At 72.0% G+C, this 12,587-nt stretch carries 9 protein-coding genes; 2 read left to right on the top strand and 7 right to left on the bottom strand.

Annotated features, from left to right (window positions below; genetic code table 11):
• Nucleotides 1-28: 28 nt before the first annotated feature.
• The 3 genes from casI to ABT324_RS17055 all read right to left on the bottom strand — a co-directional run bounded on the left by casI (nt 29) and on the right by ABT324_RS17055 (nt 3,783).
• Complete coding sequence (gene casI / locus ABT324_RS17065) at nt 29-1,687, bottom strand: steroid-22-oyl-CoA synthetase (protein ID WP_351177743.1); 1,659 nt, start codon at nt 1,685-1,687, stop codon at nt 29-31.
• 7 nt (nt 1,688-1,694) lie between these two features.
• Nucleotides 1,695-2,927, bottom strand: coding sequence for an NADH:flavin oxidoreductase (locus ABT324_RS17060; protein WP_502949749.1), 1,233 nt, complete (start codon nt 2,925-2,927; stop codon nt 1,695-1,697).
• A 94-nt stretch (nt 2,928-3,021) separates the two neighbouring features.
• Entirely contained in the window at nt 3,022-3,783 is a 762-nt protein-coding gene (locus ABT324_RS17055) for an SDR family NAD(P)-dependent oxidoreductase (protein ID WP_351177737.1), read from the bottom strand.
• A 204-nt stretch (nt 3,784-3,987) separates the two neighbouring features.
• Between ABT324_RS17055 and casG the strand changes: the two genes are divergently transcribed.
• Nucleotides 3,988-5,628 carry a steroid-24-oyl-CoA synthetase gene (gene casG, locus ABT324_RS17050; protein WP_351177734.1) on the top strand — a complete coding sequence of 547 codons (1,641 nt, stop codon included), beginning with the start codon at nt 3,988-3,990 and terminating at the stop codon, nt 5,626-5,628.
• 805 nt (nt 5,629-6,433) lie between these two features.
• On the opposite strand, the gene ABT324_RS17045 is transcribed toward casG, so the two are convergent.
• From ABT324_RS17045 to ABT324_RS17030, 4 genes are all read right to left on the bottom strand, one after another.
• Nucleotides 6,434-7,051 carry a PaaI family thioesterase gene (locus ABT324_RS17045; RefSeq protein WP_351177731.1) on the bottom strand — a complete coding sequence of 206 codons (618 nt, stop codon included), beginning with the start codon at nt 7,049-7,051 and terminating at the stop codon, nt 6,434-6,436.
• Nucleotides 7,048-7,920 (bottom strand): MaoC/PaaZ C-terminal domain-containing protein, encoded by an 873-nt coding sequence (locus ABT324_RS17040; protein WP_351177728.1) that lies wholly within the window; start codon nt 7,918-7,920, stop codon nt 7,048-7,050. Before ABT324_RS17040 ends, ABT324_RS17045 begins: the two co-directional genes overlap by 4 nt.
• A gap of 93 nt (nt 7,921-8,013) precedes the next feature.
• Nucleotides 8,014-10,221 carry an acyl-CoA dehydrogenase family protein gene (locus tag ABT324_RS17035; protein WP_351177725.1) on the bottom strand — a complete coding sequence of 736 codons (2,208 nt, stop codon included), beginning with the start codon at nt 10,219-10,221 and terminating at the stop codon, nt 8,014-8,016.
• 1 nt (nt 10,222) lies between these two features.
• Nucleotides 10,223-11,383 (bottom strand): steroid 3-ketoacyl-CoA thiolase, encoded by a 1,161-nt coding sequence (locus ABT324_RS17030; RefSeq protein WP_351177722.1) that lies wholly within the window; start codon nt 11,381-11,383, stop codon nt 10,223-10,225.
• A 191-nt stretch (nt 11,384-11,574) separates the two neighbouring features.
• Here ABT324_RS17030 and ABT324_RS17025 point away from each other — a divergent pair, with 191 nt between their 5' ends.
• Nucleotides 11,575-12,504: a 3-oxoacyl-ACP reductase gene (locus ABT324_RS17025; protein WP_351177719.1), complete on the top strand. Its 930-nt coding sequence runs from the start codon at nt 11,575-11,577 to the stop codon at nt 12,502-12,504.
• Nucleotides 12,505-12,587: the final 83 nt, after the last annotated feature.

Raw genomic sequence — 12,587 nt, 5'->3', positions numbered from 1 at the left:
GTTCCTGTGCTCTCCAGTCCTGCCGCCCCTAGGGGAGGAAGCGCAGCCTTCCGTTCGCGGCGAACTGCGCGCGGAGGTCCTGCTTGTGCTGCTCGGTCATGCGCACGTACGACGGCGCTCCCCGGCCCGGCCACCAGTGCACCTCGTCGGTCGTGCGCCAACCGTCGGCCTGCATCTCCTTCTTGCGCAGCTTGTTCGACCCGGTCGTGGGCAGCTGGTGCGACACCCGCACGTAGCGCGGGATCCCCTTGCCGCCGAGGTCCTGCTGCGCGGCGAGGAACTCCGCGAGGTGGAGGTCCGCGAACCGCGCGCGGGTCTCGACGGCCGCCATCACCTGGTCACCGGAACGCGGGTCGGGCACCGCGAAGACCCCGGCGGCGATGATGTCCGGGTGCCGTCGCAGGACCCGCTCGGTCAGCAGGGCGGAGATGTTCTCGCCGTCCACCCGGATCCAGTCGCCCGACCGCCCGGCGAAGTACAGGTAGCCTTCGGCGTCGAGGTAGCCGAGGTCGCCGGTCCAGTACCAGCCGTGGCGGACGCGTTCGGCGTTGGCCGCCGGGTTCTCGTAGTAGCCCTCGAACTTCGCGGCGCCCTCGGTGTCGACGATCTCGCCGATGGCGTGCTCGGCGTTGCGCACCCGGCCGTACTCGTCGAGCTCCGCGGGCGGGCACGTCTCGAGGGTCTCCGGGTCGACCACGCGGACACCCGCGTGCGCCGGGACGCCGAGCGCCGACGGCGGACCGTCCGGCGCCTGGTTGATCATCCCCGCGCCTTCGCTCGACCCGTAGCCCTCGTACAACCTCGCCCCGAAGCGGCGCTTGAACTCGGCTTGGTCCTCGGGCGAAGCCTCGGTGCCGAACCCGTGCGTCAGGGTGTTCTCGGCGTCGTCGGGCCGCTCCGGCTGGCTGAGGAGGTAGCCGAGCGCCTTGCCGACGTAGGTGAAGTAGGTCGCGCCGTAGTGGCGCACGTCGGCCAGGAACCCGGACGCGGTGAACTTCGGGGCCAGTGCCACGCACGCTCCCGCGAGCAGGGCCGGTGCCCACAGCGCCATCAGCGCGTTGCCGTGGAACAGCGGCATGCAGCAGTAGCAGACGTCGTCGCGGCCGATGTGGTACTTCGCCGAGTTCTGGCGGGCCAGCCCGGCGAGCCTGCCCTGGGAGCAGATCGCGGCTTTGGACGCCCCGGTGGTCCCGGAGGTGAACAGCAGCAGCATCCGGGTCGCCGGGGTGATCGACGGGTCGCGGACCGGTTCGCCCGGCTCGCCCGCCAGCTGCTCGGCGTACCCCGGCGAGTCCACCAGCAGGAAGCGGTCGCGCGGCACGCCGATGTCCAGGCCGTCGAGGAGGGCGAGCCCGGCCGCGTCGGTCACCACCAGCTGCAGGTCGGTGTGCCGCACCTCGGCCGCCAGGTACGACCCGCGGCGGGTGGGGTTGATGCCCACGACCGTCGCCCCGCTGAGCGCGGCGGCGCCGAGCCAGAGCACGAACTCCGGGACGTTGTCGAGCAGCACTCCGATGTGGAACGGTCGGTCGTCGTCGCGCAGCTGCCGGAGCCGGGCGGCGCGGGCCGCGCTGTCCCGCACCACCTCGTCCCAGGTCCAGGTCCGGTCCCGGCTGCGCAGGCCGGGGCGGTGGTCGCCCAGCCGGTCCAGCAGCAGGTCGGCGATGGTGTCGCGTTCTCGGCTCATCACCGGCTCACCCGGCGTAGCCGGCTTCGGTGCCCCAGGTCTCCGACCGCGGGCTGCTGCGGTCGACCAGCACGCAGCGCGCCCCGGTGTAGTTCGTGGGCATGCAGCGGTTGTTGTGGTTGCACAGCGACCGCACGCTCGCGTCGGCCTGGATGCGGTTGACCAGGTCCGGCTCGCGCAGCAGGGCGCGCGCCATCGCCACGAACTCGAACCCCTCGGCCATGCCCCGGTCCATGACCGCCTTGTCCGTGATGCCGCCGAGCAGGATCATCGGCAGCTTCACCGCGGCCCGGACCTGGCGGGCGTCCTCGAGGAGGTAGCCGTCCCGGTAGGGGTACTCGCGCAACACTGTGTGGCCCACCAGCTTCACGCCGAGCTTGATCGGCTGGGGCATCACCTCGGCGAAGGCGTCCAGCGGCGCATCGCCCTTGAACAGGTACATCGGGTTGCTCAGCGAGCTGCCCGCGGTCATCTCCAGCGCGTCGACCGAACCGTCGGCCTCCAGCCACTGCGCCACCGCGATCGCCTCGTCGAGCCAGAAGCCGCCCGGCACGCCGTCGTCCATGTTCATCTTGGCCAGCACCGCGATCCGGTCACCGACCGCGTCCCGCACCGCCGTCATGACCTCCCGCGCGAGCCGCGCCCGGTTCTCCAGGTCGCCGCCGTAGGAATCGGTGCGGTGGTTGAGCTTCGGGCTCAGGAACGAGCTGGCCAGGTAGTTGTGCCCGAGGTGCACCTCCACCGCGTCGAACCCCGCCTCGATCGCCATCCGCGCCGCCCTGGCGTGGTCCCGCACCACCCGGCGCAGCTGGTCCGGCGTCGCCGCGCGCGCGAAGCTGAACGTGGTCTTGTGGAAGTGCCTGCTCGGCGCGAGCGCCGGTGCCCCGTTGGCCTTGGGGTTGGCCACCGGCCCGGCGTGACCGATCTGCGCGGACGCGGCAGCGCCCTGGTCGTGGACGGCCTCGGTGAGCTCGCGCAGGCCCGGCAGCGCTTCCTCGGTCCACAGGACCTGGTGCCGGTCGGTGCGCCCCTCCGGGGACACCGCGCAGTAGGCCACCGTGGTCATGCCCACGCCACCAGCCGCGTGCCGGACGTGGAAGTCGACCAGGTCGCGGGTGACCCTGCCCCGGTGGCTGAGACCTTCGTAGGTGGCCGCCTTGATCGTCCGGTTGCGCAGGGTCAAGGGGCCGATCTTCCCCGGGCTGAAGACGTCCGGGACGGATGGGGATGTGGTGGTCACGAGCACTCCTGTTCCGCTGGATCGCTGCGACGGTAGGGCGGTGGCGGGGTCCCGCACCGACGTCGGTCCCGCTCACCGGGAGGTCCCGCTGGGTTCAGCTGAAGAACGCCTGGCCGCCGTCCAACGGCACGGTGGCCCCGGTCAGGTAGCGCAGGTCCGGGCCGACCAGGGCGGCGACCGCCCGCCCGATGTCGGCCTCGCAGTCGCCGATGCGGCCCAGCGGGATGGACTTGACGAACTCGGCCGCTTCCTCCGGGTTGCGCTCCGTCCACGCCGCCAGGCCCGGCGACAGCGCGTGCGGGGCGATCGCGTTCACCCGGATCCCGTCGCGGCCCCACTCCGACGCCGCCGTCCTGGTCAACGAGCGCAGGGCCTGCTTCGCCGCGGCGTAAGCACCGTAGGTCGAGGTGTCCCACCGCACCATCGCCGACGTGACCAGGTTGACGATCGACCCGCCGCCGCGGGCCTTGAGGTGCGGGTGGCAGGCCTTCATGAACGCGAACGCGGCGAAGGGAGCGCTGTGGAAACCCCGCTGGAAGTCCTCGTCGCTCATCGACAGCAGCGGCCCGTAGCTGCCGGTGTAGGCGTTGTTGACCAGGACGTCGATCCCGCCGAACTCCCGCATTACCCGCTCCACCAGCGGTGGGACCGCGGCGGTGTCGGTCACGTCGACCGGGAACGGTTCAGCCCGGCCACCGCGCTCCCGGACCAGTTCGCAGGTGGCCGCGAGCTTCGCCTCGGTGCGGCCGACCACCGCAACGGTCGCGCCCGCCCCGGCCAGGGCGAGCGCGATGCCCTGCCCCACGCCTTGGCCCGCCCCCGTGACCAGCGCGACTGCACCCCGCAAGCTGCCCATGCGATGCCTCCCGGTCGATCAGTTCTTCCCGCCCACCCGCAACAGTGGTGTGCTCACCGGGACACCGAGCGAGCTGTCCCGCTGAGCGGGAGGACGGCTGGGAAGCAGGTCCCGATGAACGGAAACCGGCACCACGCGGCCGCATTTGGTGCCACACCCTGTGCTGCGCACGATTCCGGCCAGCAGCAGGAGGAACGCCAGCTGATGAGCACGACCGATCCCGGCACTGCTGCCGCCGCCAGGGCCGCCCTGACCGGCCCCGGCGCCCCCTTCGAACTCGTCGAGGAGGACGTGCGCGGCGTCCGGCTCCCGGTGTTCAAGCACCGGGCGCGGTCGCTCGTCGAGGTCCTCGCCGCCTCCACCGCGCACGGTGACCGCGACTACCTGGTGACCGAGGACCGGCGGATCTCCTTCACCCAGCACGCCGAGCAGGTCGCCGCTCTTGCCGCGGCACTGCGCGAGGAGTACGGGGTCGGCGAGGGCGACCGGGTCGCGATCGCCGCCGCCAACACGCCGGAGTGGGTCCTCGCCTTCTGGGCCGCGATCTCCACGGGCGCGATCGCGGTCGGGTTCAACGCCTGGTGGTCGCGGCGCGAACTGGAGCACGGCACGGCGCTGGTGGCACCGAAGCTGATCGTCACCGACGACAAGCGCGCCGCCCTGCTGGACGGCTCCCCCGTGCCGCTGCTCCCGGTGGACCGCATCGGCGAGCTGGTCCAACAGCACGCGGGCGCGCCGCTACCAGCCGTCGAGGTGGCCGAGGACGATCCCGCGATCGTCCTGTTCACCAGCGGCACCTCCGGTCGGCCCAAGGGTGCTGTCCACTCGCACCGCAACGTGTGCTCGGTCGTCGAGTACCACCGCATGAACGACGCACTCGCCGCGGCGCTGGGCGATCCGACCGACCCGCGGGACCGGCGGTACCTCCTGGCGCTGCCCCTGTTCCACATCGCCTGCCTGCACAACCTGGCGGTGCCGCGGCTCGCCACCGGCAGCACCGTCGTCATGCACCAGGGCGCGTTCGACGTGGACCGGGTGCTCCGCCTGATCGCCCGCGAGCGGGTCACCAACTGGGGTGCGGTGCCGACCCAAGCGCACCGCCTGCTGGAGCACGGCGACCTGGCCGCCCACGACCTGTCGTCCCTGACCACGTTCGCCCTCGCCTCCGCGCCGTCGTCCTCAGCGTTCAAGCAGCGGCTGCGGGAGGCGCTGCCGTTCGCCGAGAAGTCCCTCGTGGACAGCTACGGCATGACCGAGACCTGCACCGCCCTCACCGCCGCCAGCCCCGCGGACCTGGCCGAGGCACCGAACACCCTCGGACAGCCGATCACGGGTGTCCAGCTGGAGATCCGCGACCCGCTGGGCAACCCCCTGCCGGACGGCGAGGAGGGCGAGGTGTGCGTCCGCAGCGCCTACAACATGCTGGGCTACTGGAACGACCCGGACGCCACGGCCAGCACCATCCGCGAGGAAGGGTGGCTGCACACCGGGGACATCGGGGTGGTCGAGCGGGGCAGGCTCCGGCTCAGCACCAGGCGCTCGGACCTGATCATCCGGGGCGGGGAGAACGTCTACCCCGCCGAGGTCGAGGGTGTCCTCGCCGAACACCCGGGGGTCCAGGAGTGCGCGGTGCTGGGTGTCCCGCACGCCGACCTCGGCCAGGAGGTGTTCGCGGTGGTGGTCACCGACCCAGGCAGCAAGCTGACCGAGGAAGAACTGCGCAACCACGCCAGGGAGCAGCTGGCGCACTACAAGGTCCCCTCCCAGTGGCGGATCACCCACGACGGACTCCCCCGGAACGCCACCGGCAAGGTCATCCGCAACCAGGTCCACCCAACCCCCTGAACCCCAACCTCCCACCCCAGATTCCCCACCCCGCAGGGCCACCCGCCCCCCCGGTCCCACCCCGCAGAGCCATCAACCTGCCCGATCCCAGGCCGCGAACCGCCACACCAGCCCCAACGCCGACCGCGGACGTGAGCGAAGGGCACCTTTCACCGACTGAGTCGAGAAAGGTGCCCTTCACCTCGGGCCGAGAAAGTGCGGCGACGCGTCGTCCGATGGGGAACGAGCGTAGTTTCAATTGAAACTGCAAACTCCGGCGTGTCGTGCGCCCGACACACCGGCGATGCGTCGGGGCGCTTACTGAGCTCACCTCAGTGGAACTCGGATGTCTGATTCCCATTGAAATCGCGCTGGACCGGCGCGGGCCGCGGGTTGGTTCTCCACATGCACCGGCGTGTCGTGCGTCCGGCATGCCCTGGGGTCACAGTTTCAACTGAAACTGCGGAACACCGATCACTCGGATGGTTTCAGAGGCGCGGGATCGCTGGGGTCGGTCTGTTCGGGCATCGGGGCGGAGTGGTGGCGTGGTGGTCGTGGGAAAGCCCCCGAGCCCATGGGGTCGGGGGCTTTCACGTGTCCGAGGTGGTGATTTCAGGAAGCCGGGGAATCCGGTTGCCCGGCCTGGTGCTTCCGGGTACCCGGGGAACCGGATGGCCGACACAGTGGACCCGGACAGCCAGGAATCCGCTGGCCGACACGGCGGGTCCGGACAGCCCGGGTATCCGCTGGCTGAGTTGGTGGGCCCGGGTGGCCGGGGGATTTGGCTGGCCGGGTTCGCAGGTCCTGGTGCCGGGGGTCCGAGGGGTTAGCGGGGTCGGGGTAGGTGTTTGGCGATGAAGAGGCCTTCGGCTGACACGCAGGCTTCGCCGGCTGCCGTGATCGCGCCTCTCGTGCGGATCTTCCGGCCGTCTACCTCCACTTGCTCGCCGGTGATGGTCAGCGGCTCGAACAGCGGTGTCGGCCGACGGTAGCGCAGCGTGAGCTCGGCCGTCATGCCCGAGGCCCCGGCCCAGTGGTTGGCCACGCCCAGGGTGTGGTCGAGGATCAGCGCTGAGATGCCGCCGTGCACGTGGCCGGGCGGGCCCTGGTACGGCAGGCCCAGCACCACCTCGCCCTCGACCGTGCCGTCGTCGACGCCGGTCAGGTTCAGCGGCGGTGCGATCGCGTTCTCCGGTCCGGTGACCGGGTCGTGGCGGGTGACGCCCTCCCCCGCCCACATGTCCACCATGCGCTGGTCCATCGCGGGGGCGTGCTCGTCGAGGTGGTCCGCGACGGCGTTGAGCTGGGCGGCCACCTGCGCCATCTCCACCGCCGACCCACCACCGGCCCGCAGCAACGACGCGACCACCCGGCGGGCCGCTGCCACCGCGGCGTCAACACCGCTCTGGTCGGGCACAGCGGTCAGTTCCTGGGCAGCGGTCACGACGCCACCTCCGCGGTCGCGTGGGTCAGCACCGGTGCGTCCCCGCGCTCGGGGCACGTCGAGCGCAGCACGAGCTGCTCGCCGTCCCGCCACACCGCCGTCCGGACTGTCTCCCCGGGCAGCAGGGTACCGGCGAACCGCACCGCGAAACCGCGCAGCCGCGTGGCGTCCCCGTCGAGCAGACCGTCCACAACGGACTTGGCGACCAGCCCGCAGGACGCCAGCCCGTGCAGGATCGGCCGGTCGAAACCCGCCGCCCTGGCGAAGGCCGGGTCGGCGTGCAACGGGTTCATGTCGCCGTTGAGCCGGTAGAGCAGCGCCTGACCGGGCGTCGTCGGTGACTCCAGCACCACGTCCGGGTCCCGTTCCGGCACCGCGGTGGTCGCGTCCGGACCGGGCTCGCCGCCGAAACCGCCCTCGCCGCGCGCCCAGATCAGCGTGCGCGTCGTCCACAGCGCCGCGCCGTCGCGGCCCGCCGCGGCTGACTCCAGCACGATCAGCGCCGCTTTCCCCTTGTCCCACACGTCGGTGACCCGGCTGCTGACGGTGGCGGAGCCGGAGGTCGGCAGCGGCCGGTGCACGCGCAGCTCCTCCCCCGCGTGCAGGACCGCGCGGAGGTCGATGTCGATCCCGGGCAGCGCCACGCCCGGCGCACCGCGCTCGCCCGCGGAGATTCCCTGCCCGGCCACCAGCGCGAACGTCGGCAGCACCTGGAGGTTCGCCTCGTAGGTGTAGGGCAGCTCGGGGTCGGCGTCGGCGCGGTTCCCGGCGCCGAGCGAGAGGTGGTAGAGCAGCACGTCCCGCTCCGTCCACGACGCTTCGCGCGTGGTGGGGCGGGCGGTCAGTGCCGCGTCGAGGTCGATGGGCATCTCGTCGTTCTCCTGTGTGCATGGGCCTGCGCTCGTTCAGCTTCCCGAGCGCAGTGGACCGGGGTCGCCGCCTCTGCGCGGCGCCCCGGGTGGTCAGGGCTTGGGGGTCGGTTCGGGGTCCCGGGGCAGGCCGAGGAGGCGTTCGCCGATGATGTTGAGTTGGACCTCGGTGGTGCCGCCCGCGATGGACAGGCACCGGGTGTTGAGGAACTTCCAGGTGGCGCCGACGGTGTCCGCGCTCGGGCGGTCGAGGTCGGCGTGCAGCGCGGCCGGGCCCTGCCACTGCACCGCCGTCTCCCACACCTGTTGGACGTGCTCGACGCCGAGCAGCTTGGCGATGGAGGACTCCGCGCCCGGCTGCTGGCCGCTCAACGAGCGCAGCGTCTGCCGCAGCCCGAGCAGCGCGCCCGCCTGGGCGTCGGCCAGGATCTGCCCCAACACCACCAGGCGGTGGTCGTCGGCGTCAGCGGCCGCCAGTTCCAGCAGCGCCTCGCCGCCCGCGCCCAGGGACGAGTCGGTCGACAGCGCGACCCGCTCGTTGGCCAGTGTGGTGCGGGCCAGCTTCCACCCGTCACCGGGCTCGGCCACCAGCATGTCGTCGGGCACGAAGACGTCGTCGAGGAACACCTCGTTGAACAACGCCTCCCCGGTCAGCTCGCGCAACGGCCGGACCGTGATGCCGGGGGACTCCATGTCGAGCAGGAAGTACGACAACCCCTTGTGCTTCGGCGCGTCCGGGTCGGTCCGGCCCAGCAGGATGCCGTGGTGCGCCTCGGTGGCCATCGAGGTCCACACCTTCTGACCGGTGACTCGCCAACCCCCGTCGACCTTCACGGCCCTGGTGGACAGACCGGCCAGGTCTGATCCCGCGCCCGGCTCGGAGAACAGCTGGCACCAGGTGATGTCGCCGCGCAGGCTCGGCGGGAGGAACCTGCGCTGCTGCTCCGGGCTGCCGTACTGGATCAGCGTCGGCACCACCCAGTTCCCGATCACCATGTCCGGGGCCCGCACCCCCGCGGCCCGCATCTCCTCCGCGATGGTGAGCTGCTCGACGGCGTCCGCACCCCGCCCCCACGGCTTGGGCAGGTGGGGCGCGGTGTAGCCGTGCTCAGCCAAGTACGCGGCCCGCTCATCGCCCTGCAGCGCAACGGCTTCAGCGAGCTCGGCACGCACCGCAGCCCGGACCTCCTCCGCTTCCGGCGGCAGCTGCACCGACAACTGGCGGCGGACACCACCGAGGGCGAGCCGCGCCACCCGCTGCTGCCAGTGCGACGTGGATCCGAGCAGCAGCCGCAGGGTTTGCGCACGGCGCAGGTGGAAACCGGCGTCGTGCTCCCACGTGAACCCGATGCCACCCAGCACCTGGATGCAGTCCTTGGCCGCGCTGAAACCCGCGTCCACGCTGGTGGCCCCCGCGACCGCAGCAGCCAGGGCGACCTCCTCCGCCTCGTCACAGGCGTCCCGCGCGCGGGCCGCGTCCCAGGCGCACGCCCGGGCGGCCTCAGCCCGCGCCAGCATCCGCGCGCACCGGTGCTTCACACCCTGGAACTGCCCGATCGGCCGACCGAACTGCTCGCGCACCTTCGCATACTCCGCAGCCGTCGTGGTGCACCAGTCGGCGATCCCGCACGACTCGGCCGCGAACAACGTGGCCGCCACCTCGTGGGGCCGATCAGCTGGGATCTCCAGGACGTCCTCAGCGGGCACGCGCACCCCGGTCACCGCCACGGCCGCAAGGCGCCGGGTCAAGTCGTGGCTGGGCACCTCGCCCACCTCGGCCGCACTCCGCGGCAGCACCACCCACGCCTGCCGCCCACCGCGATCGACGCGCAGGACGAGCACGTCCGCCAGGTGCGCGCCAAGCACGGGTGTGGCGGAACCGGTCACCAGCAGTCCCCCGTCGTCGGTGCGTTCAGCGGTGAAACCGCCGCCAAGCGAAAGCGCACCGACCACCGTGCCGTCCGCGAGCCCGGGCAGGTGCTGGTGGTGGCCTGCCTCCGACAGCACCGCGCTGGCCAGCACCGTCGGCAGGAACGGCCCAGGTGCCAGGGCGCGGCCCAGCTCCTCGAGGACGACCGCGAGTTCGAGCAACCCGAAACCCGCTCCGCCGACCTCCTCCGGCAGGTGCAGCCCGAGCAGGCCCTGCTCCGCCACCTTCGCCCAGAACGGCGGCAGCTGCTCGGCCCCGGCGTCGACCGCCGCCCGCACCACGTCCTCGGTGACGTGCCGCCCCGCGAAGGCCTGCACCGAATCCCGCAGGTCCCGGTGCTCCTCGCTCAACCCCAACGTTGCTCGTGCCATCTCAGATCCGTTCGACGATGGTTGCCGTGGCGTGCGCTCCACCGGCGCACATGGTGATCAGCGCGGTGGAGCGGTCGCTGCGCTCCAGTTCGTGGACGGCCTGGGTGATCAGCCGGGCCCCCGTCGAACCGACCGCGTGCCCAAGCGCGATCGCGCCCCCGTTGACGTTGACCACGTCCATGTCGGCGCCGTGCACCTGGGCCCACGACAGCACGACCGAGGCGAAGGCCTCGTTGATCTCCACGAGGTCGATGTCGCTGAGCGCCATGCCCGCCTTCTCCAGCACGTGCGCGGTGGCGTGCACGGGACCGTCGAGGTGGTAGTACGGGTCGGAGCCCACCATCCCGGAGGCCACGATCCGGGCCCGCGGCCGCAGGCCTTCCGCTTCGGCCCGTTCCCGGCTCATCAGGAGGACCGCCGCCGCGCCGTCGCTGATCTGTGAGGAGTTGCCCGCGGTGTGGACGCCTTCGGGGAGCACCGGGTTGAGCTTGGCGAGCCCTTCGGCCGTGGTCTCGCGCAGTCCCTGGTCGCGGCTCACCAGGGCAGTCTCGCCGGTGGCCGACCCGTCGACCAGGACCGGTGCCTCGACCGGGATGACCTGCCCGTCGAAGCGCCCCTCCGCCCAGGCGACCGCGGCCTTGCGCTGGGAGGCCAGGCCGAGCGCGTCGACGTCGGCGCGCGTGATGCCGCGGTGGCGGGCGATCCGCTCGGCGGCGGTGAACTGGTCGGGCAGGTCGATCGTCCACGACTCCGGCACCGGGTTGCCCGTGTCGGGCGCCAGGGCCGCGCCGAGGAAGACGCGGCTCATCGACTCCACCCCGCAGCCGATCCCGATGTCGGTGGCGCCGCTGGCGATCAGCCCGGCCACCAGGTGCACCGCCTGCTGGGAGGAGCCGCAGGCGCAGTCGATCGTGGTGCACGCGGTGGTGTGCGGCAGGCCAGCGTGCAACCAGGCGTTCCGGGTGACGTTGTTGGACTGCTCCCCCACCTGGGTCACGCACCCGCCCACGACCTGGCCGACCTGCGCCGGGTCCAGTCCGACCCGTGCGAGCACCCCCCGCTGGGCCTGTCCGAGCAGCTCGGCCGGGTGCAGTCCGGCCAGGGCTCCGTAGCGCTTGCCGACCGGTGTGCGGCCAGCCTCGACGATGACGGCTTCGGGCATCTGCCCCCTCCTCCGGGCGCGGGGCGGCGGACCTCGCGCCACTAGAATTCGTTATCCATCTCATCCCACCCCGTCGCCACCGATTCCCGCACTTCCGTGTCCACTCAGCGAGACCGACAACCCCCGCGAACGAGAACGAATACTAGTTTTCCCAGGAAAGCCGGTGAGATCGTCGGACGAAGGAGCAACGGATGGGCGAGAGCACGCTGGAGGGCCGCACCGCGGTCGTGACCGGCGCCGGAGCCGGGCTCGGGCGCGCGGAAGCGCTGGCGCTCGCGGCCCAGGGGGCCAACGTGGTCGTGAACGACATGGGGCCGGCCGCGGAGAGCGTCGTGGGCGAGATCAAGGCCATGGGCCGCGACGCGGTGGCGGTGACCGGCGACGTGGGTGACTGGTCCATGGGTGACCGGCTGGTCGAAGCCGCGGTGGACACCTTCGGGAGCCTGGACGTCGTGGTGAACAACGCGGGCGTCCTGCGGGACACGATGCTGTTCAAGCTCACCGAGCAGGACTGGGACGACGTCATCCACGTCCACCTCAAGGGCCACGCCGCCGTCTCGCGCGCGGCGGCGGCGCACTGGCGCAACGCCAGCAAGACGGCGGGCGGACCGGTCTACGGCCGCATCGTCAACACCACGTCGGAGGCGTTCCTGTTCGGCGCGGCGGGACAACCGAACTACTCGGCGGCCAAGGCCGGCATCACCGCGCTGACCCTCTCCAGCGCGCAGGGGCTGTCCCGGTACGGCGTGCGCGCCAACGCGATCTGCCCGCGGGCTCGCACCGGGATGACCGAGCACGTGTTCAGCGCGGACCCGAACGGCAACGAGCTGGACATCCTGGCCCCGGAACGGGTGGGCACCTTCGTGGCCTACCTGGCCTCACCAGCGGCCGCGGAGATCAACGGCCAGGTCTTCGTGGTCTACGGCGACATGGTCGCGCTGCTGGCCGCGCCCACCGTGGAACGCAAGTTCACCGCGGCCTCGGGCACCTTCAGCGTCGACGAGCTCGACGACCAGCTCACGCCGTACTTCTCCGGCCGCAGCCCGCACCAGAACTACGCCGCCTACAGCGTCGCGGAACTGGACACCACGGGCGTGCAGAACATCGCGGGCAAGAAGTAGCCGCGCCACCTGGAGGACCCCCGCGTTGCGCTGGCCAGCGGCGGGGGCCTCGCCGTCGCGCCGGGCCCGGCCCTCGGGCGCTC

It is taken from the genome of Saccharopolyspora sp. NPDC000359 (assembly GCF_040300525.1).
Lineage (GTDB): Bacteria > Actinomycetota > Actinomycetes > Mycobacteriales > Pseudonocardiaceae > Saccharopolyspora.
Note: the sequence above shows the minus strand (reverse complement) of the source record. Positions and strands in the feature narration are given on the sequence as shown.

What these genes read in the sequence shown, in the direction of transcription:
- casI (WP_351177743.1), bottom strand. Translation starts at nt 1,687, where the DNA reads ATGAGCCGAGAACGCGACACCATCGCCGACCTGCTGCTGGACCGGCTG.
- ABT324_RS17055 (WP_351177737.1), bottom strand. Translation starts at nt 3,783, where the DNA reads ATGGGCAGCTTGCGGGGTGCAGTCGCGCTGGTCACGGGGGCGGGCCAA.
- casG (WP_351177734.1), top strand. Translation starts at nt 3,988, where the DNA reads ATGAGCACGACCGATCCCGGCACTGCTGCCGCCGCCAGGGCCGCCCTG.
- ABT324_RS17040 (WP_351177728.1), bottom strand. Translation starts at nt 7,920, where the DNA reads ATGCCCATCGACCTCGACGCGGCACTGACCGCCCGCCCCACCACGCGC.
- ABT324_RS17035 (WP_351177725.1), bottom strand. Translation starts at nt 10,221, where the DNA reads ATGGCACGAGCAACGTTGGGGTTGAGCGAGGAGCACCGGGACCTGCGG.
- ABT324_RS17030 (WP_351177722.1), bottom strand. Translation starts at nt 11,383, where the DNA reads ATGCCCGAAGCCGTCATCGTCGAGGCTGGCCGCACACCGGTCGGCAAG.
- ABT324_RS17025 (WP_351177719.1), top strand. Translation starts at nt 11,575, where the DNA reads ATGGGCGAGAGCACGCTGGAGGGCCGCACCGCGGTCGTGACCGGCGCC.